At 32.9% G+C, this 25,973-nt stretch carries 29 protein-coding genes; 6 read left to right on the top strand and 23 right to left on the bottom strand.

Annotated features, from left to right (window positions below; all coding sequences use genetic code 11):
- Positions 1-4: 4 nt before the first annotated feature.
- The 6 genes from P0R33_RS03860 to rsfS form a co-directional block, all read right to left on the bottom strand.
- Positions 5-274, bottom strand: coding sequence for an acyl-CoA-binding protein (locus P0R33_RS03860; RefSeq protein ID WP_276174259.1), 270 nt, complete (start codon positions 272-274; stop codon positions 5-7).
- Complete coding sequence (locus P0R33_RS03855) at positions 275-928, bottom strand: phosphatidylserine decarboxylase family protein (protein WP_276174258.1); 654 nt, start codon at positions 926-928, stop codon at positions 275-277.
- The gene (locus P0R33_RS03850; protein WP_276174257.1) at positions 918-1,808 is read right to left on the bottom strand and encodes a phosphatidate cytidylyltransferase; all 891 of its coding nucleotides are present in this window, start codon (positions 1,806-1,808) and stop codon (positions 918-920) included. The genes P0R33_RS03855 and P0R33_RS03850 overlap by 11 nt, the downstream gene beginning before the upstream one ends.
- A 1-nt stretch (position 1,809) precedes the next feature.
- Complete coding sequence (locus P0R33_RS03845; RefSeq protein WP_276174256.1) at positions 1,810-2,415, bottom strand: lactate utilization protein B/C; 606 nt, start codon at positions 2,413-2,415, stop codon at positions 1,810-1,812.
- Between the two features lie 116 nt (positions 2,416-2,531).
- Complete coding sequence (gene ftsH / locus P0R33_RS03840; RefSeq protein WP_229352036.1) at positions 2,532-4,457, bottom strand: ATP-dependent zinc metalloprotease FtsH; 1,926 nt, start codon at positions 4,455-4,457, stop codon at positions 2,532-2,534.
- Between the two features lie 15 nt (positions 4,458-4,472).
- Entirely contained in the window at positions 4,473-4,844 is a 372-nt protein-coding gene (gene rsfS, locus P0R33_RS03835) for a ribosome silencing factor (protein ID WP_115886694.1), read from the bottom strand.
- A 94-nt stretch (positions 4,845-4,938) separates the two neighbouring features.
- On the opposite strand from rsfS, the gene P0R33_RS03830 reads away from it, so the two are divergent.
- Positions 4,939-5,667: a biotin--[acetyl-CoA-carboxylase] ligase gene (locus P0R33_RS03830; protein WP_276174255.1), complete on the top strand. Its 729-nt coding sequence runs from the start codon at positions 4,939-4,941 to the stop codon at positions 5,665-5,667.
- Between the two features lie 229 nt (positions 5,668-5,896).
- Here the strand turns inward: P0R33_RS03830 and P0R33_RS03825 are convergent, their stop codons facing one another.
- Both P0R33_RS03825 and pyrE read right to left on the bottom strand, forming a co-directional pair.
- Positions 5,897-6,289, bottom strand: coding sequence for an SRPBCC family protein (locus P0R33_RS03825; protein WP_229352027.1), 393 nt, complete (start codon positions 6,287-6,289; stop codon positions 5,897-5,899).
- Positions 6,290-6,723: 434 nt separating this feature from the next.
- Positions 6,724-7,368 (bottom strand): orotate phosphoribosyltransferase, encoded by a 645-nt coding sequence (pyrE, locus tag P0R33_RS03820; protein ID WP_276174254.1) that lies wholly within the window; start codon positions 7,366-7,368, stop codon positions 6,724-6,726.
- A 7-nt stretch (positions 7,369-7,375) separates the two neighbouring features.
- Here pyrE and P0R33_RS03815 point away from each other — a divergent pair, with 7 nt between their 5' ends.
- Positions 7,376-8,029 (top strand): NUDIX domain-containing protein, encoded by a 654-nt coding sequence (locus tag P0R33_RS03815; protein ID WP_276174253.1) that lies wholly within the window; start codon positions 7,376-7,378, stop codon positions 8,027-8,029.
- 507 nt (positions 8,030-8,536) lie between these two features.
- Here the strand turns inward: P0R33_RS03815 and P0R33_RS03810 are convergent.
- Complete coding sequence (locus P0R33_RS03810) at positions 8,537-10,264, bottom strand: M14 family metallopeptidase (protein WP_276174252.1); 1,728 nt, start codon at positions 10,262-10,264, stop codon at positions 8,537-8,539.
- Between the two features lie 229 nt (positions 10,265-10,493).
- Between P0R33_RS03810 and P0R33_RS03805 the strand changes: the two genes are divergently transcribed.
- Both P0R33_RS03805 and P0R33_RS03800 read left to right on the top strand, forming a co-directional pair.
- Positions 10,494-11,858, top strand: a complete 1,365-nt coding sequence (locus tag P0R33_RS03805; protein WP_276174251.1) for a DEAD/DEAH box helicase — start codon at positions 10,494-10,496, stop codon at positions 11,856-11,858.
- A 221-nt stretch (positions 11,859-12,079) separates the two neighbouring features.
- Positions 12,080-12,529: a hypothetical protein gene (locus P0R33_RS03800; RefSeq protein ID WP_184164785.1), complete on the top strand. Its 450-nt coding sequence runs from the start codon at positions 12,080-12,082 to the stop codon at positions 12,527-12,529.
- A gap of 285 nt (positions 12,530-12,814) precedes the next feature.
- Here the strand turns inward: P0R33_RS03800 and P0R33_RS03795 are convergent, their stop codons facing one another.
- From P0R33_RS03795 to P0R33_RS03775, 5 genes are all read right to left on the bottom strand, one after another.
- A complete protein-coding gene (locus tag P0R33_RS03795) occupies positions 12,815-13,393 on the bottom strand; it encodes an alkylphosphonate utilization protein (RefSeq protein WP_111283621.1) in 579 nt (192 codons plus the stop codon).
- A 171-nt stretch (positions 13,394-13,564) separates the two neighbouring features.
- The gene (gene coaD / locus P0R33_RS03790) at positions 13,565-14,023 is read right to left on the bottom strand and encodes a pantetheine-phosphate adenylyltransferase (RefSeq protein ID WP_276174250.1); all 459 of its coding nucleotides are present in this window, start codon (positions 14,021-14,023) and stop codon (positions 13,565-13,567) included.
- 66 nt (positions 14,024-14,089) lie between these two features.
- Entirely contained in the window at positions 14,090-14,713 is a 624-nt protein-coding gene (locus tag P0R33_RS03785) for a hypothetical protein (RefSeq protein ID WP_276174249.1), read from the bottom strand.
- Between the two features lie 84 nt (positions 14,714-14,797).
- Positions 14,798-15,490 carry a YetF domain-containing protein gene (locus tag P0R33_RS03780; RefSeq protein ID WP_276174248.1) on the bottom strand — a complete coding sequence of 231 codons (693 nt, stop codon included), beginning with the start codon at positions 15,488-15,490 and terminating at the stop codon, positions 14,798-14,800.
- Positions 15,491-15,591: 101 nt separating this feature from the next.
- Positions 15,592-16,563 carry a D-alanine--D-alanine ligase gene (locus P0R33_RS03775; protein ID WP_276174247.1) on the bottom strand — a complete coding sequence of 324 codons (972 nt, stop codon included), beginning with the start codon at positions 16,561-16,563 and terminating at the stop codon, positions 15,592-15,594.
- A gap of 261 nt (positions 16,564-16,824) precedes the next feature.
- On the opposite strand from P0R33_RS03775, the gene P0R33_RS03770 reads away from it, so the two are divergent.
- Together P0R33_RS03770 and P0R33_RS03765 are read left to right on the top strand one after the other, a co-directional pair.
- The gene (locus tag P0R33_RS03770; protein ID WP_276174246.1) at positions 16,825-17,445 is read left to right on the top strand and encodes a PASTA domain-containing protein; all 621 of its coding nucleotides are present in this window, start codon (positions 16,825-16,827) and stop codon (positions 17,443-17,445) included.
- Positions 17,435-18,478: an RluA family pseudouridine synthase gene (locus P0R33_RS03765; protein WP_276174245.1), complete on the top strand. Its 1,044-nt coding sequence runs from the start codon at positions 17,435-17,437 to the stop codon at positions 18,476-18,478. Before P0R33_RS03770 ends, P0R33_RS03765 begins: the two co-directional genes overlap by 11 nt.
- A gap of 203 nt (positions 18,479-18,681) precedes the next feature.
- Here the strand turns inward: P0R33_RS03765 and P0R33_RS03760 are convergent, their stop codons facing one another.
- The 9 genes from P0R33_RS03760 to P0R33_RS03720 all read right to left on the bottom strand — a co-directional run bounded on the left by P0R33_RS03760 (position 18,682) and on the right by P0R33_RS03720 (position 25,937).
- On the bottom strand, positions 18,682-19,923 hold the full coding sequence (locus P0R33_RS03760; RefSeq protein WP_276174244.1) for an ATP-binding cassette domain-containing protein: 1,242 nt from the start codon (positions 19,921-19,923) through the stop codon (positions 18,682-18,684).
- 89 nt (positions 19,924-20,012) lie between these two features.
- Positions 20,013-20,849 (bottom strand): sulfurtransferase, encoded by an 837-nt coding sequence (locus tag P0R33_RS03755; protein WP_276174243.1) that lies wholly within the window; start codon positions 20,847-20,849, stop codon positions 20,013-20,015.
- A gap of 4 nt (positions 20,850-20,853) precedes the next feature.
- Positions 20,854-21,708: a ThuA domain-containing protein gene (locus tag P0R33_RS03750; protein WP_276174242.1), complete on the bottom strand. Its 855-nt coding sequence runs from the start codon at positions 21,706-21,708 to the stop codon at positions 20,854-20,856.
- A gap of 3 nt (positions 21,709-21,711) precedes the next feature.
- A complete protein-coding gene (locus tag P0R33_RS03745) occupies positions 21,712-22,101 on the bottom strand; it encodes a DUF1398 family protein (RefSeq protein ID WP_276174241.1) in 390 nt (129 codons plus the stop codon).
- Positions 22,102-22,238: 137 nt separating this feature from the next.
- A complete protein-coding gene (locus tag P0R33_RS03740; RefSeq protein WP_276174240.1) occupies positions 22,239-23,228 on the bottom strand; it encodes an alpha/beta hydrolase in 990 nt (329 codons plus the stop codon).
- 100 nt (positions 23,229-23,328) lie between these two features.
- Positions 23,329-24,171: a maleylpyruvate isomerase N-terminal domain-containing protein gene (locus P0R33_RS03735; protein WP_276174239.1), complete on the bottom strand. Its 843-nt coding sequence runs from the start codon at positions 24,169-24,171 to the stop codon at positions 23,329-23,331.
- Positions 24,172-25,041 carry a mechanosensitive ion channel family protein gene (locus P0R33_RS03730; protein ID WP_276174238.1) on the bottom strand — a complete coding sequence of 290 codons (870 nt, stop codon included), beginning with the start codon at positions 25,039-25,041 and terminating at the stop codon, positions 24,172-24,174.
- Between the two features lie 15 nt (positions 25,042-25,056).
- A complete protein-coding gene (locus tag P0R33_RS03725) occupies positions 25,057-25,488 on the bottom strand; it encodes a hypothetical protein (RefSeq protein WP_276174237.1) in 432 nt (143 codons plus the stop codon).
- Positions 25,489-25,499: 11 nt separating this feature from the next.
- Positions 25,500-25,937, bottom strand: a complete 438-nt coding sequence (locus P0R33_RS03720; RefSeq protein WP_276174236.1) for an acyl-CoA thioesterase — start codon at positions 25,935-25,937, stop codon at positions 25,500-25,502.
- Positions 25,938-25,973: the final 36 nt, after the last annotated feature.

Raw genomic sequence — 25,973 nt, 5'->3', positions numbered from 1 at the left:
TTATTTATTTTGATGTTAATGAATTGATAATCTCAATGTAATTTTCTTTGGCCTCATCAATAGAAATATGGCTTATCTGCATCCAAGCATTGGTTTTGAAAGCGTCTCTCAAATCAAAATTTTCAGATTGATTGTAAACGGCAGTTCCAAAAGTTGCTTGTTTGTAATATGCATACAACCTCAGCTGCACATCTTGCGGCAGTGATGCCTGAGTCATTGTCATAGCAATTTCTACAGCTTTAGCAAACCGAATATCTAAATCTTTATCAGCCATTTATGCCTTTGTCGCAATAATTGTTTTTCCACCAATTGCTTTTTGATTTAACTCAACATTAATCGGTGTACCTAAAGGTAAAAATAAATCTACTCTTGAACCAAATTTTATGAAACCTGCATCTGTTCCTTGAACAACCTGCATTCCTTCTTTAGCATAGTTTACAATTCTACGAGCCAATGCACCAGCAATTTGTCTGTATAAAATTGCTCCAAAAGTTTCGTTTTCGATAACTACGGTAGTTCTTTCGTTTTCTTCACTTGCTTTTGGATGCCAAGCCACAAGAAACTTTCCAGGGTGATATTTGCTAAATTTAATGATACCATCCATTGCATAACGAGTTACGTGCACATTGATTGGCGACATAAAGATAGAAACCTGTAAACGTTTATCTTTAAAATATTCTCCTTCATAAACTTCTTCAATAACCACCACTTTTCCATCTACAGGAGCAAGGATATGGTCGCTGTTTCTAATTGCAATTCTTTTCGGATTTCTAAAGAATTGTAAGATAATAATCAAGATTAAAAGAGTTGCAAATTGAACAAGCATTCTCAGCCAAGAAATATCGATGAATTTATCAGCAATTAAAAGTACAGCTACTGTAAAAACAGTACCTAATAAAATAGACGGGCCACCTTCTTTATGAAACATAATATAAAATTTGATAAAATAAAAATATAATTGGTGCTACAAATATAACACTATCTAATCGATCTAGAATACCTCCGTGTCCTGGCATAATCGAACCGCTGTCTTTTATACCGGCAATTCGTTTAAATTTAGATTCGATCAAATCTCCAATAGTTCCAAAAACGCTCACAATTAAAGCGATTATAGTCCATATTAAAATTGATTTACTAATAAATTCAGGATTTGGCTGAATGTATAATTTAGAAATTAAAAAACCTGCAAAAGCTGCAAAAACAACACCGCCAAGAAATCCTTCAATAGTTTTTTTAGGAGAAACGCGCTCAAACAGTTTGTGTTTTCCCATGGATTTTCCAACTAAATAAGCGAATGTGTCATTTGTCCAAATCAAAACAAATAATCCAATTATGATTTTTGGGTTGTAATCAATCGTCCCAAAAGATATTTTAACGATGAAAATAAATGGAAGCGTAATATATCCTAATAAATACAGGTATTTTGAAGACGTGCTTATTTTTTGAACAGAATCATAAAAAAGGAATATGATGCATTTTATTGAAACTACAATTGTAATAGCAAGAAGTACTAGGTCTAATTGTTTGATATTAGTTTCTAAGTTGATATTGGAGTTAAATGTTTCGTTTAGAAATTTACTTGTTTGCTTATTGTAATGACTTATAAGAATAGTTGTAGAATAAACTAAAATTCCAAAAAGAATAGAAAACACTTTGTTTAAGTTTACGATATTAGAAAACTCATATATCGTAATAATTAAGAAAACGCCAAAAAGAGTGATGAAGCTTTCTGTAGAAAACAATATGGAGGCTAATAATAAAGCGATATAAACAGCACCAGAAATGGTTCTCTTCAGTGTTTCGTTCATCTTAAAGATCTTCTAAAAGCAATAAATAAAGGTTTTTAGCAACACTTCCGTATTGGGTAAAATCTTCTTCTTTAGCTTTTTCGAAATATTTTATGGTAGTAATGTTAGTAGGATAGTCCCTTTCGTATTTACGTTTTATAGCGCTCAATCCGTCGCTTTTCATTGGTAAAATTTGGCTTGTTGTAGCAATAATAACAATATTTGCTGGTAATTCGTTAGGTTTATTTTGTCTTATCTGTTTCGAAGAAAACAAGATAGAGCCTTCATCAGCTATAAGATTTTCGCAGCTGGCTAATAAAAATTTTGGTTTAGTTGGCGCACTATAAAATAATTTATTTTCTTCTAATAAACTAAAAAGCGCTGGTTCATAACATAAAACTTCGCTTTCAAACCAATCATTCTCTTCTAAGATATTTTCAAACTGTTCAGCAACTTCATCTGTATTTTCACAGTACAAGAATTTACCTCCATTTTTTTTAAAATTGAAAATAAACTGTTCGTCTAAAGATAAATGACTGTTCTGTGCAGATGTGCCTGCATATTCGCTTTCGTGCTCTTCGTCAGAAGCGGCTTCACTTGAGCCAAATATTTTTTTGAAAAAATTCATTTTTTATATGAAATGCTTTACATGTTAATTGAAAACGTTCAAAGATAAAAAAATCTTAATTCAAAAGGGTATTTTGAATTAAGATTTTAAAAATTTATTACGTTTTTCGTAATTATTTATGAAACTACTTCTTCTAAATTTTTATCAAAAGTACGTTTTCCGAAAATGTTTTCTAAATCATCTTTAAAGATAACTTCTTTTTCAATCAGAATATCAGCAAGTTGATTCAGTTTATCTTTGTTTTCTTCTAAAATTTGAATCGCTCTCTGGTATTGGCCTTCGATTAATTCTGAAATTTCAGCATCGATAATTTTTGCCGTTTCGTCAGAGTATGGTTTAGAAAAACTGTATTCACTTTGTCCGCTTGAATCGTAATAAGTAACATTTCCAATTTTGTCGTTCAATCCGTAAATAGTTACCATTGCACGAGCTTGACGTGTAACTTTTTCTAAATCGCTTAAAGCACCAGTTGAAATTCTGTCAAAAGTTACTTTTTCAGCAGCTCTTCCTCCCATAGTAGCGCACATTTCGTCTAACATTTGATCTGTTCTAACGATCTGTCTTTCTTCTGGTAAGTACCACGCAGCTCCTAAACTTTGTCCACGAGGAACGATTGTTACTTTAATAAGCGGTGCAGCATGCTCTAGCATCCAGCTTACAGTTGCGTGTCCAGCTTCGTGAATTGCAATTGCTCTTTTTTCTTCTGGAGTAATAATTTTGTTTTTCTTTTCAAGACCACCAATAATTCTGTCAACAGCATCAAGGAAATCTTGTCTGTCTACAGCTGGTTTGTTGTTACGTGCAGCAATAAGCGCTGCTTCATTACAAACGTTTGCGATATCAGCACCAGAGAAACCTGGAGTTTGTTTTGCTAAGAAATCAAGATCTAAACCTTCAACTTTTTTGATAGGAGCTAAGTGTACTTTAAAGATTTCAGCTCTTTCGCGAATGTCTGGTAAGTCAACGAAAATTTGTCTGTCAAAACGTCCTGCACGCATTAAAGCTTTATCAAGTACGTCAGCTCTATTTGTTGCAGCTAAAACAATTACGTTAGAGTTTGTACCAAAACCATCCATTTCTGTTAGTAATTGGTTCAAAGTATTTTCTCTTTCGTCGTTTCCGCCAGACATATTGCTTTTTCCTCTCGCTCTACCAACCGCATCGATCTCATCGATGAAGATAATAGCAGGAGATTTTTCTTTTGCTTGTTTAAATAGGTCACGAACACGTGACGCACCAACTCCTACGAACATCTCTACGAAATCAGAACCTGATAATGAGAAGAAAGGCACTTGAGCTTCACCAGCAACAGCTTTTGCTAATAAAGTTTTACCTGTTCCAGGAGGCCCTACAAGTAAAGCTCCTTTTGGAATTTTACCTCCAAGATTCGTATATTTTTCTGGATTTTTAAGGAATTCAACAATTTCTTGAATTTCTTCTTTAGCACCTTCTAAACCAGCAACATCTTTAAAAGTTGTTTTAATGTCTGTTTTTTCATCAAACAATTTAGCTTTAGATTTTCCGATATTAAAAATCTGTCCGCCTCCGCCAGCGCCTCCGCCAGACATTTTACGCATAATGAAAATCCATACACCAACAATTATGATGATAGGAAGTAAGCTGATTAAAATATCACTCCAGTTATTTTTTTGAAGGAAGTTGAAATCTTTCAATTTCCCTTCGCTAACCGCTTTTTCTAGTTTAGTCTGAAAAATTTGATCATTACCAATTTCCAAAGTGTAATGTGGACCTTTGTTTGGCTGTTTAAAAATATCTTCAGCTACTTTTTTATTTGCTGGATCTTTAAGAGCAGCAGCATTTAAATATACTTCAGCTTCGGCTTTGTTGTAAACAATAACTTTTTCAATCTGACCTTTTTCTAAAAGCGTATTGAATTTAGAAGAAGTTAATTGAGCAGGTTCGCTTAAGCTTGATCCTCCTGTGGCAAAACTTATGAATAAAAAAACTAAAAGTATTGCGGTATATATTAACCAAGGACTTATTTTAAATTTATTCGGATTTGGATTATTATCTTTAGCCATTTAGTGAAAGTTTCTTTAGTATTTGTTCTCGATTGTAGTTATTTTGGCATCGCCCCAAAGGCTTTCGATATTGTAATATTCGCGAATATGTTTTTGGAATACATGAACCACAATGTGTACATAATCCATTAAAACCCACTCTCCATTATCGGTTCCTTCTACGTGCCAAGGCTTATCTTTTAAGTCTTTTGATACTGTTTTTTGAATTGAGTTTACGATGGCGTTAACTTGGGTGTTTGAGCTACCGTTGCAGATTACAAAATAATCGCACACAGCTGTATCTATCTCTCTTAAGTCAAGAATATCGATATCATTTCCTTTTACTTCTTCAATCCCTTTGATTATGTTCGCCAGTAGAACATCATTATTAATCGTCTTTTTCGCCATGAATTATTTTATATGTGAATTTGTAAAGTTACCAAATTTTGTGATTATTTTTGAACCTTAACAAAATATTAAATTAAGTTATTTAAATTATTTAATGAAACTAATCAAACTCGATGCCATAGATTCGACAAATGATTTCTTAAAATCATTGGCAAGCCAAGATGAACTGGCGAATTTTACAGTTGTAACTGCTGAAAATCAGACAAAAGGCAAGGGGCAAGTAGGAGGAGTATGGAAGTCTGAAGCGGGTAAAAACCTAACTATGAGTGTTTTGGTAAAGGATTTTCTATTTTCTAATGGAGAAGTTTTCAATTTAAGCGTTTTGGTTTCATTAGCTGTTGCAGAGGTTTTAAAATCGTTAAATATTCCTGAGATATGTGTAAAATGGCCAAACGACATTCTGTCATATAATAAGAAGTTGGTTGGCATATTAATTGAAAACACCTTAAAAAGCGATGGCAGAATAGTGTCAGTTGTTGGAATTGGAATTAATGTTAACCAAACCGATTTTAGCGAATTACCGACAGCTTCTTCTATTTCTGTAATTTCAGGGAAAACTTTTGATAAAGAGAAATTAGCTATTTTAATAGTTGAAAAATTAAAAGAGAAAATTCAGTTATGGAAAACTTCATCTGAGAAGTTTTGGAATGATTATTTAAATTTTTTGTTTAAAAAGGGAATTCCAACCGCCTTTAGAGATAATAATAATCAAGATTTCATGGGAATCATCCAAGGTGTTTCTTCAATAGGTAAACTTCAAGTTTTGTTAGAAGATGATTCTGTGGCAGAATTTGAGATTAAAGAGGTTAAGATGCTTTATTGAGGTGCTAAGGTTCTGAGTTGCTAAGATTCTAAGGTTTTTTTCTTTCAAATGAATAAATCGTGTTATTTGTCATTTCGAGGAACGAGAAATCATACGCGGGATTCCGCATAGATAAGGAAATACTTTGTCAAGCTACTAGTGTGATTTCTCGTTCCTGAAATGACAAAAATAAAAAAGCCCAATCATCAGATCAGGCTTTCATTTATAATTCACAATTTACAATTCACAATTATAACTTGTTCATATTGTTTGCTAAAGTTTCAATAAACTTACTAATCGGACCTTTAACCATCATCGCCATCATAGCGTTGAATTCTCCTTCAAAAAACAATTGAACCGCACTTTCTGAATCGGAAACACTATCAATGTTTGAAGTCAATGTAAACGGAAGTTTATCACTTGCAGCGCCCAAAACGATTTTGTTTGGAGCTGTTTTTTCTTTCATTTTTAATTTGATTTCCGGCATTCCTTTCAATCCAAAAATAAAAGCGTCTTCGCCAGTCACTTCAAATTTAGCGATGTTATCCGGCATTAATTTTTCAAAATTCTTAACATCAGTCAATTGATCAAATAAATCTTGAGCTGATTTCTGAACAGTAACTTTTGGACTTTCTAAGTTCATATTTGTTTGTGTTTGTTTATTTTTTTAACGCAAATGCTTTTTTAGCGCAAAGAACGCAAGTTTTTTTCTATACTATCACTTTATAAAACGCTAAGTTCGCAAAGCTGAAACTTTAAATAAAATTTCAAAAGGAGCAAAGCGACTTTTAGAAAATCTAAAATCTAAAATCTAAAATCTAAAATCTAAAATCTAAAATCTAAAATCTAAAATCTAAAATCTAAAATCTAAAATCTAAAATCTAAAATCTAAAATCTAAAATCTAAAATCTAAAATCTAAAATCTAAAATCTAAAATCTAAAATCTAAAATCTAAAATCTAAAATCTAAAATCTAAAATCTAAAATCTAAAATCTAAAATCTAAAATCTAAAATCTAAAATCTAAAATCTAAAATCTAAAATCTAAAATCTAAAATCTAAAATCTAAAATCTAAAATCTATTCCTGTCCCCAAGTAGATGGACTTTCGTTCCATTCTAACAAAGTTGATTGCTGATCTTCAGTGATGTATTGTTTCTGAACTGCTAAATCTAACAAGTTTTCGTAATTGCTCAAAGTAAAAAGATCAAGATTAGCTTCTTTGAAATTTTCTTCAGCAACACCAAAACCGTATGTGAAAATGGCAGCCATACCTTTAATATTTGCACCTTCGCTTCTTAAAGCTTCAACAGCCATCAAACTACTTTTTCCAGTACTAATTAAGTCTTCTACAACTACAACATTTTGTCCTCTTTGTAAAAAACCTTCCACTTGGTTTTGTCTTCCGTGTTTTTTAGGCTCTGGACGCACATATACGAACGGAAGTCCTAAACTTTCGGCAACCAAAATTCCAACTCCAATGGCTCCAGTAGCAACACCAGCAATGACATCAGGTTTTCCAAATTGTTTTTCGATATTTTTAGCAAATTCATCACGAACATAGTTTCTGATGCTCGGAAATGAAAGAATTAACCTATTATCACAGTAAATAGGAGATTTCCAACCAGAAGCCCATGTAAAAGGATTTTCGGGATTCAATTTAATTGCATTTATTTGCAAAAGCAATTCGGCTGTTTTTTCGGCAGTATCTTTATTAAAAATCATAATACAAATGTATAAAGTTTTTGTAAACGACAAACCACTTTTTTTGACAAATGAAATCTCTAAGGAAACAGATTTCCAATTGTTCTTGTTAGAGAGTATTGATATAGAACAGCTTATTATAAAAATTTTTCAAAATAAAATTCAAAAAGCTATTCTTTATCATCCAGATGAAAGTGAAATGATGAAAACCCTTAAAGCCAAAATTCCTGTAAATAAAGCGGGCGGAGGTTTTGTGTACAATAAAAAAGGTGAAGTTTTGTTCATCTTTAGAAACGGAAAATGGGACTTGCCAAAAGGCGGAATAGAGAAGGGTGAAGACATTGAAGCGACTGCAATGCGTGAAGTCGAGGAAGAAACGGGAGTAAATCAGTTAAGAATTACCAATAAACTGCAAAAAACCTATCACATTTTTAAACGCAACGGAAAATACAAACTCAAAATCACGCATTGGTTCGAAATGCAATCTGATTTTGAAGGAACTCCACACGGACAACTTGAAGAAGGAATCGAAAAAGTAGCTTGGTTAAATCCAGAGCAAATCAAAGAAGCGCTTAAAAACTCCTACGAAAACATAAAATTGTTGTTTGAAGAAGAAGAAGTTTCAACAGAAAAAATAGAACCGCCTGTAGCTTATCGATCAGGACCAAGTTCTAATAATTAAAATTAGGGCGTGCCGCCTATAAAAAAAATCCCCAATCAACTTTGCGTTCATTGGGGATTTTTTTTATAGCTGTCGGGCTTTCGCCTCCGCCGCGGCGGATTGACTCTATCCCTCACGCGGAGCTACATATTGATGTGAGATTTGTTTCAGATTTTTCATTGTCGAGAGCGCCTGTGAGAATTCATTCCGTTAGGAATGTTTCGTTGGTAGAAAAAAAAGATTTGTGTTTAGACGTTCCGTAGGAATGTTTAAATAATGTTACCGATATGTTATCCGTAAAACAAGTGTCCATACAGGACACAATGCAAAACCATACAATTAATTCTACCGACGAGATATTCCTAGCGGAATATTTTCTCAGTTAGAACAATTTACTGATAGTGCGGATTTGCAATCCGTGCTATCGGGTTTTAGCACAAAGCTTTGCGACCTTATCGCAAGCCAAACCCAATCAAAATCAAAAAAAGCCTTAGCGCACTTTGCGTTAAAAGAAAGCAATAAAAAAAACTAAAGCACTCGATAAACAGGATACTCCATATGCGCCTTTTCATAATAAACAGAATGTTTATAAATCCAATCCAATTGCGCTTCGGGATTTTTAGCAAACTCGCGGTCGTTTTGTTTTTTAGTTTCTAATTCTGCTTTTAGAACAGGATTTTCTTTTAAAAGATTTGCCGCAGTATCTTCAAAAATATATTCAGAATAATGTTCTTTTTGCTGTAAAATTGGATCAAAGAAATTCCAGTTAAAAAACGAATCAACGCCTTCTGGTTCAAAAGCTTCTACTAGATATTTTACACCTTTTTGATTCGTTGGAACAATGTAATCTCCTTTAGCGAAAGCCATTTTAACGATCTTTGAAGTTACAGTTGTATTTCGGTGCAAATAATGTCCTTCGTATGCAGACGGAACAGTTTTAAAATCGGCAATTCTATAACTTTCAACTTCTATAATCGTGTCGTTTTTAATTTGTTTAAACGAGATATTGTTGTTTTTCAAAAGATCAATAATATTCCAATATCCTCTCGGAACAATATAAGCCGTCGGAATCACCACTTCTTTAACCGATTTGAATTCCTTAATGTACGGAACGTCTTTTTTATATGGTTTGCTTCGATCGTAATACAAACGATTTCCAGTTGTGGCGTCGCTTTTTTTGTAACCTGCTTCATAACCTAAAAACGAAAAAGTAGTCGCTTTTGTGCTGTCAAGTTCCCATTTTAAAGTATAGGATTTCTTTGGCTGATATTGTTCTAAATTCTTTACTCTTAAATCTTTTATTTTCTGATAATTCGCATCGGTAAAATCCAAAGTCGATTTCATGTATTCGTAGGTCATTTTTACACGTTCGGTGTATTTTTTCAGCATGTGCGTTTCAACGACAAAACCAATCGTATTAAATAGAGAAGTGTAACCCGTAGTATATCTAGGACTATCAACAAACTGTCCGAAACCTTTGTCTGGCGTATCTTTAAAAGAATCAACGTAAGGCGTAGTTTCAATTTTCTTTTTCTGGAGATCTTTTACCAAAGCCGGCATCATTTCATTATTCATAAAATCGCCCAAAACAGTTCCGAGTTTATTATGTTGTGTCATAATGTAAGTCAGTTTGTATTGATAATCAGAACCGTTACTCACGTGATTATCAATAAAAATATCAGCATTTATTTTTTGGAAAATCTCCACAAAACTCTTTGTATTTCGCGTATCCGATTTCATTAAATCACGATTCAAATCGTAGTTTCTGGCATTTCCTCTAAAACCATAAATTTCAGGTCCGTCTTGATTAGCGCGCGTTGTAGAATTTCTATTTAAAGCGCCGCCAATATTATAAACAGGGATCGTAACCAAAACCGTATTTTTTGGCGCTTTCAATTTTCCAATTGCTAAATCTCTGTAAAATTGCATTGTTGCGTCGATTCCGTCAGGTTCTCCAGCGTGGATTCCGTTATTTACAAACAGAACAGCTTTGGTTTTCTGAATTTTATCAAAATCAAATTCCTTGTCAGGGTTAAAAGTTATCATATGTAAAGGTTCTCCAGAATCTGTCAAACCCATCTCTTTCATCTGAATCGTTGGGAAATCATTCGCTAAAAGCTTAAAATAAGCAATAGTTTCTTGATAAGTTGCCGATTGATTTCCGTTTCCTTTCTCAAAAAACGTCTCGTATTTTTTATTGTTTTGAGCGAAAAGAGTTATCGTGAAAAGTGAAAAGAGAAATGTAAAAAGTTTCATGATTTTGGGTTTAATAGGAATCAAATATAAGTTTTTTGTTTCAGGTTTCAAGTTTGATGTGCGTGGTGTTTTTTTAACCGCAAAGAGCGCAAAGGTTTACGCAAAGTTCGCAAAGTTTATATTCAAAGCTTTGCGAACTTTGCGTTTTTATAAAATCAAGCATATATAAATCCTTGCGTTCTTTGCGGTTAAAAAAACTTGAAACAACTTTTTTACCTACTTTTGCAAAATGAATAAAAAACACCATTCCAACAATATACTTTCGAATTTAGGAATTCAGAGTCTGAACGAAATGCAAGAAATGGCACAAGATGCCATTTTGAACGAAAACAACGTTTTATTACTTTCTCCAACAGGATCAGGAAAAACATTAGCATTTTTACTTCCTATTTTAGAATTATTACAGCCTGAAATTCTTTCTGTTCAATGTTTGATTCTGGTTCCATCTCGCGAATTGGGATTGCAGATAGAACAAGTTTGGAAGAAAATGGGAACGCAATACAAAGTCAATATCTGTTACGGCGGACATTCTATTGAGACAGAAATCAAAAACTTAAGCAATCCTCCGGCGGTTTTAATTGGAACGCCTGGAAGAATTGCCGATCATATTGACAGAGATACTTTTAGAACCGATAAAATTCAGACTTTAATTTTAGACGAGTTTGATAAATCGCTTCAATTAGGATTTCATGAGCAAATGTCTTTTATTATCGGAAGATTACCGAAAGTGAACAAAAGAGTTTTGGTTTCGGCGACTTCAGATATTGAAATTCCAAAATATACACGAGTTGTAAATCCGACGATTTTGGATTTTATTCCAGAGGAAGAAGAAAAAGCCAATCTTTCGATGAAAATGGTAGTTTCGCCATCTAAAGATAAATTGCAGAGTTTGTTTAATCTGATTTGTTCTTTAAAATCAGAATCGGCTATTATTTTCTGTAATCACCGTGATGCGGCAGAACGTATAAGTGATACGTTAAACGAAAAAGGAATTTATTCGGTTTATTATCATGGTGGAATGGATCAGGAAGAACGTGAACGCGCTTTGATTCAGTTTAGAAACGGAAGCGTTACGTATTTGGTAACAACAGATTTGGCTGCGAGAGGTTTAGATATTCCAGAAATGAAACACGTTATTCATTATCATTTACCATTAAAAGAAGACGAGTTTACGCATAGAAACGGTCGTACAGCACGTATGCAAGCAACTGGAACGGCGTATATTATCATTCACGAAAGTGAAAAACAATTAGACTACATTGATTACGAAATGGATGTTTTGGATGTTGAAGGAAAAGTTTCGCTTCCAAATCCGCCTCAATTTCAAACCATTTATATCAGCGGCGGAAAGAAAACCAAACTGAATAAATTTGATATTGTAGGTTTCTTTTCTCAAAAAGGAAAACTTGAAAAAGATGATTTAGGTTTAATTGAAGTAAAAGATTTTGTTTCGTTTGCGGCCGTAAAATTCAATAAAGTAAAAGATTTATTGAAGAATGTAAGAGATGAAAAAATGAAAGGCAAGAAATTTAAAATTGAAGTTGCGCGTAACGTAATCAAAAAAGTTGAAGAGGAGAAGAAAGGGAAATACTGATTTTAGATAATTTAGAAGAAAGAGGCAAGATGCAAGATTCTAGCACAAAGATTAGAATTTGAAAATTGATTTTTATGAGTTTATTTTTCTGTTTTTCAATGTTTTAAGATATTGTAACTAACTTTTACAATTTTATGTTAAAAAAATAATGGTTTGATAGGTGTTTTTTCAATATTTCTATGTTTTTTTGCTACAGTAAAATTGTAAACCCCAAATTCACTATGAAAAAGATTATTACCCTTGCTGCTTTATTTTTCAGCTTTGTTTCGTTTGCGCAGATTAAAGTCCTTGAAACTGTTCCAGTTGAAAAATTAGGAAAAGTAAACAACAATTACATTCAGAAAATTGGAGATGAGTATACAGTGTATTACACTACTATTCTAACTGATGATGATGATTCTTCTAATTTGAGAAAATTTTCATTCAAAAACCTTAATAATGATTACAATAACCTATATAATATCATTATGGGAGGTTTTACAGCAACACCTTTGTACGATATCAAATTAGAATTACCTAACAATTACATTTGGTTGCACTACACAGGAAATGTTGTTCCAGATAAAGCTACAGTTCAATTTATGGTTTCTAGCAAAGAAAGAGACGCTGCTACAAACAATGTTTCTGAGCCTTTAGTAAAAGATCAAATCAGTAAATTATTCCAGAAATAATTTTCTTAAAATATTAGATTTAAAAAGCCCGTTCAGGATTATGAACGGGCTTTTTTATTGAATGGTTTTCTTTGTTTCAAGTTTATAAACTTTGCCTTCAATTTTACCGCAAAGCACGTTAAGTTTTTTTTAATTTAAGGCTTTGTAAAAGCGCAAAGTTCGCAAAGCTTAGTAAATAAAACTTTGCGAACTTTGCGTTAATCTTTGTATGCTTTGCGGTTAAATTTTATTGCTTTTCCAAGTAAAACCTTAGAATCTTAGCAACTTAGAACCTTAGCATCTTTTTTAAATCTTCTTCACATATTGCGTAATAATCACAATCTGCTGTCCATCTACTTTTCCTTCTATATATTCAGCATTTTCGTGATCTAGGCGAATGTTTCTAACTGCAGTTCCTTGTTTGGCAACCATGCTAGAGCCTTTTACTTTAAGATCTTTGATTAAAACAACCGAATCTCCGTGTTGTAGTACTACGCCGTTGCTATCACGGTGAACTAATTTATTTTCGTCATCTTCGCCTTCTCCAGTTGCTTTTGCCCATTCTAGAGTATCTTCATCCAAATACATCATATCTAGTAATTCTTGTGGCCAGCCAGCTGCGCGCAAACGGCTTAACATTCTCCAAGCCACAACTTGTACCGGAATATTTTCGTTCCACATGCTGTCATTAAGGCATCTCCAGTGATTCAAATCTACGTTGTCTGGATTCTCAATTTGGTCAATACAAGTGTTACAGGCTAATATAGCTTCATCAATTCCGCCTTTTTTGGTTGGCAAAACTTGATAAACTTTTAAATTTTCTTCAGCGCCACAAAGTTCACATTTCGATCCGCTTCGTTTGCTTAATTCTCTTTCGATGCTCATTATTTATTGTTTGTTTTAAAAATGCGAAATTACTTATAATTTGCTTCGCTGGCAAGTTTTTCTATTTTGTCATTGAGAGGAACGAAACAATCTCATTTGCTAGATTCACTATAGCGAGTTTGCTTCGTTCCTCTCAATGACTTTGAGTGCTTGGATTATTTTCAATAGATTTTATTTCTTCGCTCGAACCGCGTTCGGAACCAGCATTTCATATTCGCCACCATGGCGCAATACATCGCGCACAATACTCGAACTAATGAAAGATGTACTTGCAGCCGTTAAAAGAAATACCGTTTCTATTTTAGAAAGTTTTCTATTGGTATGTGCAATGGCTTTTTCGAATTCGAAATCGGCTGGGTTACGAAGTCCTCTCAAAATGAAATTTGCTTTTAATTTTTTTGCTAAATCAATTGTTAAGCCTTCATAAGTTATAACTGAAATTTTTGGTTCGTTTTTGAAAGTTTCTTCAATAAAGCGTTTTCTTTCTTCTAATGAAAACATATATTTTTTTTCGGCATTAACACCAATTGCAATTACGATTTCATCAAATAAAGGAAGTCCTCTTTTGATAATATCTTCATGTCCAAGTGTAATGGGGTCAAATGATCCTGGGAATATGGCTTTTCGCATTTCTTTAAGTTTCTAAGGTTTTTGGAGTTTAAAGGTACAAAGGTTTTATTTTGTTGAAGGAATTTTCTATTCTGATTCTAATGAATAATTTTTATGTCTTATTTTTAAAATTTCTCCATTTTGATAAAGTTGCATTAATTCCTTTTTTGAATAGGAAACTTTTTTATCGGAGTAGTTTTCAGTTTTATCTAAATCGTCAACTTCGTAGGGCATATAAGCGTCAAAATCATTATGTATCGTAAAAATACTGTCTGTAGTTATTTTATCAATTTTAAATGTAGAATAATAGCCATTTGAAAATTTCAAATTATAGACATCACCAACGGTTGGCTCTTTTATCAAAACTGTGAGATCATCCTTATTTTGGATATAATTATTAGCGAAATAGACAAGAAACAATAATAAAAGAATGGTTCCAGAAAACATCCAAATTGAACTTTCAAGTTTTTCATTTCTTAGCTTTTCCTGTCCATCTAAAGTTAAATCTTCGTAATAAAATAAGTTTTTACAGCTTGTACATTCTATATTGACCGTTTTTCCAACAGGAAAAAGCGGAATCATTGTAATAAAAACGTAACGTCTAAAAATGCTGAAATTTAAAGTATTCTCAATGCCACATTTGGGACATTTTTCGTTTTTGATGAAGCCGTTTTTTAAATTCGAATCTTTTGTTCCGATTAGAAAAAGCATATGTTTTAGGAGTTTCTAAAGTTCTAAAATAATAAGTTTTGTGTGATTTGGAATTTGGAACTTTCTTTTTTGGAGTTTAAATTTTTATGTTATTCTCTTTGTGTTTATCGCTTCAACCCATTCTTCTTTTTGGCAGACATTACAAGTTGCAGTTCCTTTTTTTACTTCTTCTGTGTGCCCACAAAAAGAACAAGCGTAAATTCCGTCTGAAGGAATGAATTTGCTTTTGGCATTAAACAATGATGGTAAAATTGGTAATCCGTATTTTACTTTTTCATCTGGATAAAAGAATACGCTTATTTCGCCGCTGGTTTCTATAAAAGCGTGTCGAACCTGACCTAAATGTTCAATTGATCTGATGCGAAGTTCTGCGAAAAACTCGTCTTGCGCCAAAGTTTCTTTTTTAAAACTAGATACAGAAAACTTTCCGTCATTAATTAAACATTCGGTTTTTCCTTCGATAAATTCTTCAAACTTTTTGCTTTTTCCTGTCAGCCAGGTTACCGAACGGTATAAAATAATTATAGTAGAGAAAACTATTGCAGCGGGAATAATTCCCACATCTTCATAAAACATCGGATCACCAGCTGCAGAACCTAATGCGATAATAATAACAGTTTCAAAAATCGATAATTGTTTGACACCTCGTTTTCCAGCCAATTTTAGCGTTAGCAACAATATGGTAAACATTACGGTCGAACGAAATATTACTTCCAAAAGAAAAACTTCTGGCAATTCATTAAAAAAAAGTCTATCCCATTCGAAGATTTGTTTCATTTTTTTGAGGTTCTAAGTTTCTGAGATTCTAAGGTACTAAGTTTTTGATTTAAAAAAGGTGCTAAAATCTTAGAATCTTAGCACCTCAAAACTTTAGTGTCTTAAGCCAAAGCTAATTCAATCGCATTTGTGAATAATTCTTCTAGAGAAATTCCGGCTGCTTTTGCTTGCTGTGGAATCAAACTTTCTGTTGTTAATCCTGGAATCGTATTCATTTCTAGCATATACGGTTCGTTGTTTACAATAATGAATTCACTTCTTGAGAAACCTTTCATTTTTAGAACTTCGTAAGCGCGTTTTGCTGTTTCTCCTACTTTTTGAGTTAATTCGTCTGAGATTCTTGCAGGAGTGATTTCTTGCGATTTTCCTTCGTATTTCGCTTCATAATCGAAGAAATCATTGTCTGATACGATTTCTGTAATTGGTAAAACTTTGATTTCACCTTTATAATTAATTACTCCAACAGAAACTTCTGTCCCATCAAGGAAACTCTCAATGATAATTTCGTTGTCTTCTTTGTAAGCAACTTCAATAGCTATTGGAAGTTCTGCTTCAGTTTTTACTTTTGAGATTCCGAAACTTGAACCCGCTTTGTTTGGTTTTACGAAACAAGGAAGTCCAACTTTTTTAACGATTTCATCAGTATTTATTTCATCGCCTTTATTTAAATAGTAAGAAATAGCCGTTTTTATTCCGTATGGTTTTAAAACCGATAATAAATCTCTTTTGTTGAATGTAAGAGCAGATTGGTAATAATCGCAAGAAGATTGTGGCAATCCGATTAATTCGAAATAAGCTTGCATTAATCCATCTTCACCTGGAGTTCCGTGAATAGCGTTAAAAACACAGTCAAATTTGATTTTTTCTCCGTTTACTGTTACAGAAAAATCATTTCTATCGATTGGGAATTCGGCATCGTTTTGGTCGACATAAACCCATTTTTCTTTAAAAATATGAATACGAAATCCGTTGTATTTTGTTTTGTCAAGATATTGGTAAACGACATTTCCGCTTATTAAAGAAATTTTGTATTCGCTGGAATATCCGCCCATGATGATGGCAATGTTTTTCATTGTATATTTTTATTTTTTAATTATTTTCAAGTTTTATGCTTCAATTTATAGCCACAGATTACGCAGATTAAAAATGATTGTTCTTTGAATTATTCATTTTATTTGTCATCCTGAGCGAAGTCGAAGCCCCGCATGCTGAATTACTTCGTGTGACTTCGACTTCGCTCAAGATGACGATCACGCAAGTTTCATGTTTTAAACAAAATTATCATTTTTTTTGAAACGAAATACTTTATCTTTGTCGCTATTAAAAATAAATTTATGAGTTTACGTCAGTATTTAACAAGTCGAGTTTTTTTCTTGCAATTGCTTGCGGCCGCAGCTATTATCGCGATTATTGGTTACTTATTTATGCATTGGTTAACTTTTACGACAGATCACGGACATGAAATTGCTGTTCCGAATTTGTCTAAATTGACCGAAGAGCAAGTTGAAGAAAAACTAGACGAACTGGATTTAGATTATGTTCTTTTAGACAGTGTGGATTACAGAAGTGAATTTCCAAAATATAGTGTTGTAGAACAAGATCCGCTTCCTGGAACTAAAGTTAAAGTGGGAAGAAAAATTTATATCAAAATTAATGCTTCAGGTTTTTCATCTGTAAAAATTCCTGATTTAATTGAGAAAACGTATCGTGAGGCTGTGCCAACTTTAAAAGCTTTAGGTTTAGAACTTGGAACAATTACTTATATTCCGAATCTTGGAAAAGATATGGTTTTGGAGATGCGTCTAAAAGGAAGAAACTTAAAAGTAGGAGATCGTGTGCTTAAAGCATCTAAAATTGATTTAGTTTTAGGTGACGGAAAAGCGAGTTATGTTGATGAAAGTCAGGCAGACAGTACAGCAGCTGCGCCTGCAGAAACCCCAAATGATGAACAATAATATTGAAGAAAATTTAGATCTGGAAGATGAATTATTCGAGCATTACAGATTTGAAGTGCCTAAAGGTCAAGCGTTTTTACGTATTGACAAATATTTAATGTATTTGATTCCGAATGCTACGCGAAACAAAATTCAGAACGCGGCAACAAACGGAAATATCTTTGTAAATGATATTCCTGTAAAATCAAATTATAAAGTAAAACCTTTTGACGTGATAACTGTAATGTTGTCGCATCCACCGTTTGAAAACCATATTCTTCCTGAAGATATTCCGTTGAATATTGTTTATGAAGATGATGCTCTTTTATTGATTAATAAAGAGCCTGGAATGGTTGTGCATCCTGGTCACGGAAATTATACTGGAACTTTAGTAAACGCCTTGGCACATCATTTTGATAATTTGCCAATGAATAGCAGCGAGCGTCCTGGTTTGGTTCATAGAATTGATAAGGATACTTCTGGACTTTTGGTTGTGGCTAAAACAGAAGCTGCAATGACACATTTAGCAAAGCAATTTGAAGCGAAAACTACAGAGCGTGAGTATATTGCTTTGGTCTGGGGAAATGTTGTTGCTGATAGCGGAACAATTGAAGGAAATCTAGCAAGACATCTAAAAGACCGTATGCAAATGGCAGTTTTTGCCGATCCTGAAATTGGAAAACCAGCGATTACGCATTATAAAGTTTTAGAACGTTTTGGTTATGTAACTCTTATTTCTTGCAAACTGGAAACAGGAAGAACGCACCAGATTCGTGCGCACATGAAACATATCGGTCATCCTTTATTTAATGATGAACGTTACGGCGGACATTTGATTCTAAAGGGAACGACTTTTACAAAATACAAACAGTTTATAGAAAATTGTTTTAAAGCTTTACCTCGTCAGGCGCTGCATGCAAAAACGCTTGGCTTTGTTCATCCAAATACGGGTGAATTAATGCGTTTTGATACGGAATTGCCTCAAGATTTTCAGGATTGTATCGAGAAATGGCGTAATTATGTGAAATCGCATAATGTGGAAGACGAAGAATAATTAGAGAATTTGTCAATTAGAAAATTAGATAATTTACTTAAATATAAAAAAGCTCCTTTTGGGAGCTTTTTTTGTTTTGTCATAATTTATTATCGTTGCAATATTCTTTGCGTAGACGCACTGCAGTGCGTCTCTACAGATATGCTTTGGGTTCTGTAGATAAATTTTCTAATTGACAGATTATCTCATTTTCTAATTCACTTTTAATTCAATTCCGAATGGTATTTTATTTTTCCTATTGATCCAGTTTCTGATGGTAAAAGTTCGAAAACTGAAGTAGGAGCGAGGCCTTGTTCAATTCGGTGCGAAACGTAAATAATGCTCACATTGGTTTCTTGTTTTATGGTGTTGATTAATTGAATTACTAAATCAACATTTTCGTCGTCTAAACCTTCAACAGGTTCGTCTAAAATTAATAATGGCGGATGTTTTAAAACAGCACGAACTATTAAGGCAACTCTTTGTTGGCCAATAGATAAATCGATGAAACGTTTTTTACGTAAATGTGTCATTTCAATCACTTCAAGCCATTGCGTAACTATGTTTTTTTGATGTGTTGAAGGTTCGGTGTAAAGTCCGATTTGGTCGAAGAATCCCGAAAGAATCATTTGTTCTAACGTATGTCCTTTTTGAAATAAATCGGTCATTGAAGTGGTGAAAATCCCGATTTGTTTTTTAATTTCCCAAACGCTTTCTCCTGTTCCTTTTTTTCTCCCGAACAAAAATAAATTTTGTCCAAAACCTTTTGGATTATCGCCTGTAATCAGAGATAAAATAGTGCTTTTTCCAGAACCATTTGGTCCGATTAATTGCCAGAATTCACCTTGTTTAATAGTCCAAGAAATGTTGTTAAGGATCTTTCGTTCTTCGTAACTTACCGAAACACCATCTAATTTTATTAATACACTTTCGTGAAAGGAAATTGGTTCAATAGCTTTTGGAATTGCAGCTGTATTAAGAGTTTTAAAATGATTTTCGGTTTTTAAAATTGGATGCAGTTCAAATGTATTGTCTTTAATTTGGGCTTTGTTCGGAACAAATTCAAGGACATCTACAGTACGGTTTAAAAGCTGAATAATAGCAATATCGTTGATAAGATCTTTTAAAGAATCAGCTAAAACAACTCTTGAAGCTTGATCGAGATGATCAAATGGATTGTCAAAAATGATAAAATCTGGTTTTTGATCGATGCAATATTTTAAAAACTCTTTTTTGCGTTCTCCAGAAGAAAAAGTTCTAAGCTGTCTGTTTGAGCTTTTAGAGGCTTCAACGCTGTCGTATTGAAATTCTTTTTCGATGAATTTTTCTATTGCAATATCAGAAAACAGAATTCCTTTCTGATTATTAAAAATAGCTAATTCACCTTTTGCTTCTCCGTTTAATATATTTTCTATAAAAGCCTTTTTATTTACCTGATTTGATAAAAGTATATCCCAATGTTGCATTGTAATTTTTTATTTTTTTGTCACAGATTTCAGATTAGCGTGATTAATCTTTATAATCCTTTAATCTGTGACAATATATAATTTCTATTCTAATTTTTTGTTGTCATTTCTCGATCATTTCTGGACCATTCACTCCAAGAACCTACATATAATTTAGGAATTGGAAGTCCTGCATAATCCATTGCCAATAAAGTATGGCAAGCTGTAACGCCCGAACCGCAATGCACAATTATATTCTCTGATTTTTTGTCTCCAATTACAGCCTTATATTTTTGAGCCAATTCAGCAGCAGATTTAAAAAATCCATTTTCGTCTAAATTTTCAGTTAAAGGAACGTTTACCGCACCAGGAATATGTCCTGCAATTAAATCTAGAGGTTCTGTTAAGCCGTCATATCTGTTTTTGTCACGAACATCAATCACAATATTTTGATTGTTTTTGCGAGCTTTTTCGACTTCGTCAATATCAGATAAGGGTAGTTTCCATTCCTGAAAAGGATATGTAGTTTTTCCAAAATATTCAACTCCAGAATTTGTTGGAAAACCTGCTTGAATTGCAACTTGATAACCGCCATTTAAAACCTGAATTTTTTCATGTCCAATGGCACGCATCATCCACCAGAATCTTGCTGCGAAGTTCGAGCCGTTTTTATCATCGTAAACAACAACATGACTTGAAGGTAAAATTCCGAGAGAAGAAAGTGTTTTAGAAAAATCTTCTGCAGACGGCAAAGGATGTCTTCCTCCGTTGGCTGGATTTTCTGAAATGGAAGCCAAATCACGATTTAAATCTACAAAACGAGCTCCTTTTAAATGTTCATTCTGATAGTTTTCAAAAGCATTTGCACCAGCTCGAGCATCAACTAAAATAATATTTGAAGCAGAAACTAATTCTTCGGCAGAAATTAAAGGTGATATAGGTTTCATTTTTTTATTTTTTCTTCGAATTTCCCATCCAAAGAAGGGCATTCAAAATTAATTGACTTTGCGTTTTATTTTCAAAAGTGTACGACAAGGTTTTGTTTGTTCCACCTTCATAATCAATATCATTGTGTCCCATATTTACGTACAGCATTTTGTATTTTTTATTGGTCCAAACAACAGGGTAATAACCGCTGTGCCAGATTTCATGCGCTTTTGGGCCAGTTCCTAACGGAAAACTAGATTCGTCAATTGCTAATAAAATTTCGATATCCGGGTTTTTGGTTAAATCATTCGACCATCTATACCATTCGTTTGGTGCAGAAGTGAAAGTTTTAGGAATATTTTTAGTCACCGGATGCTGATTTTCTACTCGTAAAACTGCCGATGTTGGTTTCCAAGTATTGCTTCCATATTCTCCAGATCCTAAAAAAGTATTATGATACCAGTTCCAATCCTGATTATAGCTGGAATCATTTAATGCAAATGCCGAAAAGTGAAATCCGATGAAACCGCCTCCGTTTTCCATATATTTTTGAAAAGCTTCGCGCTGTTCTTTTTTTTCTGGGCGTGTGTCTAAAAATAAAACAACTTGATATTTCGCTAGAAAATTTGAATTTAAATTCTCCCAATTGCTGGTTGAATCATATTGAAAATGATTTTCGGCAGCTAGTTTTGGGAAATATTTATTCGCTTCATGCACAAAACTGATGTGTGCCTGATCGTTTTTTGCCGTATAAAAAGCAATTACTTTAAATTTTGGATTTTCTTTTTTGTTCTGAGAAAAACTTGAAAAAGAAATCATTAAAATAAAAAATACAATAGATTTCTTAAAAGCGGTTTTATTTTGATTGAAAATAAACATGAATTAACTTGGAATTTTTTCGATCAAAATTTCATTTTCAGATTTATCAAAATAAGTGCAAGTCATTTCAACAATATCAACACGCCATTTTGCAATTCCGCTTTGTGCGCAATGTTTGCAGAAAGTCATATAGTCGGTTTCGCCGTGCTGGTGTTTTACCAAAAATTCAATAAAAAGTTCTTTGTTTGAAAAATCAGCAACTTTGATTTCAGGATATTTTTCTTCAGCTTCAGCAGTATAATTGTTTAAACCGAAATAAATAACGCTTCCGTCATGAACGTAAGTATCATATCCTTTTACCCCTAAAATAATTAAATCCTGAATGTAATTTGGAAAATCTGCACCAGATTTTACTTTTGAGTGAGCTTCTTTTATTTGTTCTATTGTAAACATATTTTTAATTTTAGATTGTTGATTTTAGATTTTAGATTTTGGCACGAATTACACGAATTCAAACGAATTAATTTTTCCTTTAAGCGCAATAAAATTAGTGTGAATTAGTGTAATTCGTGGCAAATAAAAAAAAGTTTTTATTTCAAAAATACGATTAATGCTTTTATAAATGAATCAAAAGATTCGATATGCGGTAAATGTCCTGTATTTGGAATTTCTGTTAATTTTGAATTCGGAATGGCTTTTTGTGTTTTTTTGCCCAATTCGGCATAATTTCCCATTGTTTTTTGAATTTCTGCCGAAACCAAAGGTTTTCCTAAAGCCGTTTTATCTCTCGTTCCAATAATTAAAAGCGTCGGACTTTTGATATTTTTAAATTCGTATAAAACAGGTTGCGTAAAAATCATATCATAAAGAAGAGCAGAATTCCAAGCCACTTTATTATAGTCGGGAGCTGTTGTCCAGCCAGCGCCAAGTTCAGCCCATTTTTGATAATCGGCATTCCATTTTCCGTCATAATAATTTGCCATTTGGTATTTTTTGATGCCTTCGTAATTTTGTTTTAATTCCGATTCGTACCACCAATCAACAGGTTTGTATGGTACAATTAACTTCCAGTCTTCCAACCCAATTGGGTTTTCTAAAATTAGCTTTTCTGTAGTTTCAGGATACATCAATGCAAAACGAGTTGCGAGCATTCCGCCCATAGAATGACCTAAAATAGCTGATTTTTGAATTCCTAAATGATCTAAAAGTTGCTTTGTATTCTGAGCTAATTGCTGAAAAGTATATTGGAAATTATCTGGTTTTGTAGATTTTCCAAAACCAATCTGATCGGGAACAATTACACGAAATCCTTCTTTTGTTAAAGCTTTAATAGTTGTTTCCCAATATGCGCCATTGAAGTTTTTTCCATGAAGGAGAACAATGTTTTTATTATTGTAATTATCTGGTTTTATATCCATATAAGCCATCTTAAGCGCTTGACGCTGATTGCTTAATTCTAAAAAATGAACAGGAAAAGGATATTCATAATTACTTAAATTAATATCGAGAGACTTAATATTTCCTTCTTGAGCAAAACTTAAAAAAGGAATTAAAAGTGCTAATACTTTAAAGATTTTCATGTTTACGGGCATTTGTTTAATAACTTATAAAGTTAAAACGTAACATTTTTAAAACAAAGCTTAAAATCTTAAAGTTATCAGAAAAAAAGAAAAATCAACTTTATGCCATCACTGCAATTATACTTAAAGCAACTTTCCCAAGCTCTTTATCTCCAAGAATTTCTATTTTATCTAATGCTTCAAATGGTGTTATTCCTTTAGAAAATAAAAGCCATGCATCTTGCGGATTAATTTTTACGATTGAAGTAGAATCAGCTTCAAAAGAATCAATAAATTCCCAGTTTTTTTCTTTTTTTATAATACTCCATTGACCGCCAATTTCTGTAGTAATAATCAATGTTACAATCGTGTGTATTGGAGCGTTTGTGTTTCGATACGTATGCGGTAAAGCTTGAATAAAGGTTTTTATAAACGGATAAAATAATTCTTTTGTCATTAATGCTTGTTTTCCGACAGCATCTCTTATCTGCTTTTGATGCAGGAATTTTTCGGTATATTCTCGTGCAATATGAAACCAGTTTGAAGAAATTTCCTGTCCCGCCCAAGCCACAGAAAATATAGCATTTTCAAACAGATTTAGTGTTTGTAAGTGATCTGAATATTCTTTTCCTGTAGTTTCTAATAAATGAATAAGCACATTTGGACTCAATCTTTTTGTAGCATTTGTCCAAGTCATATTCAGTTGATTTAAGAAATCTACCAAATCTTGATATGAATTAATATTTTCAGGATTCTCTCCAAAATACCGATCTCTAGAAATAGATAATCCTCTTAGATTTCCATCTAATAAATGGGATGCAATATCTTTAACTTTCCACTTTTTAGCTACTGTTTGAGCGTTCCATTCTTCTTCAATTAACGATTTTAAAAGATCAATTAATAAAGTGTCCAGAATAGGGAAGAGTTCTAAAGTCTGAATTGGAATTATTTCTGAAGATTTCATTTAATTTGTTTTTTGATCAGGAATTCTGAAATCACCATTTTTTAAAGTCACAACACGTTGCGGATACGGAATGTCAATGTTATTTTCGTCAAATCTCTTTTTGATGCTTTGAAGTAAATCGCAATACATTACAAATCCGTCAGTAGAGTTTTTTGCCCAAGCCCAAGCTTTTAGATTTACGCTAGAATCGGCTAAAGCAACAACTCGAGCGGTTACCAATGGAGTATTCTCTTTTTTATTTTCGTCAGTACGTGTGTCAATAAATAATGGATGTTTGGCGATTTCATCTTTTATTATTTCCAAAGCTTTTTCGATATCAGAATCGTAACTAATGCCAATTTCTATTATTTTGCAGCATTTAGTATCGTGCATATTTGTGTTTACAATAATCTGCGCGCTAATTACCGAATTTGGTATTATAATTCGGTTGTTTTCAGCATCTTTCAAAACGACTTGACGCAGATTAATATCTTCAACAGTTCCAACAAAATTATTGATGGTAATTTTATCATTGATTTTAAAAGGTTTAAAAATCACCAAAAATATTCCGCTCACAATATTACTTAAAGCTTGTTGTGAAGCCAAACCAGCAACAAGAGAAATAACGCCAGCTCCAGCTAAAAACGAATGTCCAATGATTTTAAATTCGGGGATTTGTATTAAAGCAAAAGCAAAACCTAAAATATAAATTATAGTGATGATTAGGTGTTTTAAGAATTTAAAACCAGTTGCGTCATAATCTTTATCGATTTGTTTTCTATACAAAAGATAGCGAAGCGCTCTGTCTGTAATCGCGCCCAAAACAATTGTTGTAATTGCTATGATGGCAATAAAAAATCCGATTCTAAAGTCTTTTATGTAATCTATCATAGCTTGTTTTTTACATTAATGAGAAATAACAGATTCGATTAACCAATCATTTTTTACTTTTTTCAAATTGAATTCGATAGGCATAACAGCATCCATATCTGGAGTGACAATAATTTGAGCAGTCGAATCGGTTATTTCTTTTTCAAAGTAAGAAGCCTTTTTTTCTTTGTCTAAAAATCTGGTCTTTTCTTTATCTGGAATACTTTTTTCCATCTTTTTGAGAGTTTCCAAAATCATCTGATTTTCTTTATTTGTAATCAGAAAATTTTTTGCAGTTTCAAAATCAAAATGGTTTGTTGCAGACAGATAAGCTTGAACAGTCTCTTTTGGAGATTTAGATTCTTTTACAGCATTTATTTTTTCAGAAGATTTGATTTCGTCTGAAGATTTATTTTTGCAATTTGCAAAAAGAGCCAGAATAACAAAAAAAGAAAATAAACGTCTCATTTGTTTATATTTTAAAGTCCAACGAAATCATCGCTTTTTGGAAATATAGATAAAGCTTGAACAGCAATTTCTGGAGTAGGAGAGGCTAATTTTCTAAGTTTAGTGTCCATCCAAGCGCCATCAACTGTAATTGTCGCACAAAGCGTGTCGTCTTCTCTTCTAAATTCGTGAATAATTGACCAGCGAGAAGCATCGGCTTTCATTTTTGAAGTTTTGGTATGAATGAAAATTTTGTCTGAAAGTTTTAATTCTTTTCTGAAAACACATTCTTCTCTAAATAAAACAGGTCCAAAACCTTGCGTTTGCATAACTTTTAGAGTTAGTCCCAGTTCTTCAAGGATTTCGATACGATGCTGTGCGCCAAAATCGTAATAAGCACTGTGACGAACATGAAAATTTGGGTCAAGATCTGACCAACGAAAAGATATTTCTTTTGTAAATGAAGCCATTTTGTAGTTGTAATTTTAATTTGAAATCGAAATTAC

It is taken from the genome of Flavobacterium sp. YJ01 (assembly GCF_029320955.1).
In the GTDB taxonomy this organism is placed as follows: Bacteria; Bacteroidota; Bacteroidia; order Flavobacteriales; family Flavobacteriaceae; genus Flavobacterium.
This window is presented reverse-complemented; position numbering and strand designations above follow the sequence as displayed.

Coding starts and splice junctions, on each gene's coding strand:
- P0R33_RS03860 (WP_276174259.1), bottom strand. CDS start 274: ATGGCTGATAAAGATTTAGATATTCGGTTTGCTAAAGCTGTAGAAATT.
- P0R33_RS03855 (WP_276174258.1), bottom strand. CDS start 928: ATGTTTCATAAAGAAGGTGGCCCGTCTATTTTATTAGGTACTGTTTTT.
- P0R33_RS03850 (WP_276174257.1), bottom strand. CDS start 1,808: ATGAACGAAACACTGAAGAGAACCATTTCTGGTGCTGTTTATATCGCT.
- P0R33_RS03845 (WP_276174256.1), bottom strand. CDS start 2,415: ATGAATTTTTTCAAAAAAATATTTGGCTCAAGTGAAGCCGCTTCTGAC.
- ftsH (WP_229352036.1), bottom strand. CDS start 4,457: ATGGCTAAAGATAATAATCCAAATCCGAATAAATTTAAAATAAGTCCT.
- rsfS (WP_115886694.1), bottom strand. CDS start 4,844: ATGGCGAAAAAGACGATTAATAATGATGTTCTACTGGCGAACATAATC.
- P0R33_RS03830 (WP_276174255.1), top strand. CDS start 4,939: ATGAAACTAATCAAACTCGATGCCATAGATTCGACAAATGATTTCTTA.
- P0R33_RS03825 (WP_229352027.1), bottom strand. CDS start 6,289: ATGAACTTAGAAAGTCCAAAAGTTACTGTTCAGAAATCAGCTCAAGAT.
- pyrE (WP_276174254.1), bottom strand. CDS start 7,368: ATGATTTTTAATAAAGATACTGCCGAAAAAACAGCCGAATTGCTTTTG.
- P0R33_RS03815 (WP_276174253.1), top strand. CDS start 7,376: ATGTATAAAGTTTTTGTAAACGACAAACCACTTTTTTTGACAAATGAA.
- P0R33_RS03810 (WP_276174252.1), bottom strand. CDS start 10,264: ATGAAACTTTTTACATTTCTCTTTTCACTTTTCACGATAACTCTTTTC.
- P0R33_RS03805 (WP_276174251.1), top strand. CDS start 10,494: ATGAATAAAAAACACCATTCCAACAATATACTTTCGAATTTAGGAATT.
- P0R33_RS03800 (WP_184164785.1), top strand. CDS start 12,080: ATGAAAAAGATTATTACCCTTGCTGCTTTATTTTTCAGCTTTGTTTCG.
- P0R33_RS03795 (WP_111283621.1), bottom strand. CDS start 13,393: ATGAGCATCGAAAGAGAATTAAGCAAACGAAGCGGATCGAAATGTGAA.
- coaD (WP_276174250.1), bottom strand. CDS start 14,023: ATGCGAAAAGCCATATTCCCAGGATCATTTGACCCCATTACACTTGGA.
- P0R33_RS03785 (WP_276174249.1), bottom strand. CDS start 14,713: ATGCTTTTTCTAATCGGAACAAAAGATTCGAATTTAAAAAACGGCTTC.
- P0R33_RS03780 (WP_276174248.1), bottom strand. CDS start 15,490: ATGAAACAAATCTTCGAATGGGATAGACTTTTTTTTAATGAATTGCCA.
- P0R33_RS03775 (WP_276174247.1), bottom strand. CDS start 16,563: ATGAAAAACATTGCCATCATCATGGGCGGATATTCCAGCGAATACAAA.
- P0R33_RS03770 (WP_276174246.1), top strand. CDS start 16,825: ATGAGTTTACGTCAGTATTTAACAAGTCGAGTTTTTTTCTTGCAATTG.
- P0R33_RS03765 (WP_276174245.1), top strand. CDS start 17,435: ATGAACAATAATATTGAAGAAAATTTAGATCTGGAAGATGAATTATTC.
- P0R33_RS03760 (WP_276174244.1), bottom strand. CDS start 19,923: ATGCAACATTGGGATATACTTTTATCAAATCAGGTAAATAAAAAGGCT.
- P0R33_RS03755 (WP_276174243.1), bottom strand. CDS start 20,849: ATGAAACCTATATCACCTTTAATTTCTGCCGAAGAATTAGTTTCTGCT.
- P0R33_RS03750 (WP_276174242.1), bottom strand. CDS start 21,708: ATGTTTATTTTCAATCAAAATAAAACCGCTTTTAAGAAATCTATTGTA.
- P0R33_RS03745 (WP_276174241.1), bottom strand. CDS start 22,101: ATGTTTACAATAGAACAAATAAAAGAAGCTCACTCAAAAGTAAAATCT.
- P0R33_RS03740 (WP_276174240.1), bottom strand. CDS start 23,228: ATGAAAATCTTTAAAGTATTAGCACTTTTAATTCCTTTTTTAAGTTTT.
- P0R33_RS03735 (WP_276174239.1), bottom strand. CDS start 24,171: ATGAAATCTTCAGAAATAATTCCAATTCAGACTTTAGAACTCTTCCCT.
- P0R33_RS03730 (WP_276174238.1), bottom strand. CDS start 25,041: ATGATAGATTACATAAAAGACTTTAGAATCGGATTTTTTATTGCCATC.
- P0R33_RS03725 (WP_276174237.1), bottom strand. CDS start 25,488: ATGAGACGTTTATTTTCTTTTTTTGTTATTCTGGCTCTTTTTGCAAAT.
- P0R33_RS03720 (WP_276174236.1), bottom strand. CDS start 25,937: ATGGCTTCATTTACAAAAGAAATATCTTTTCGTTGGTCAGATCTTGAC.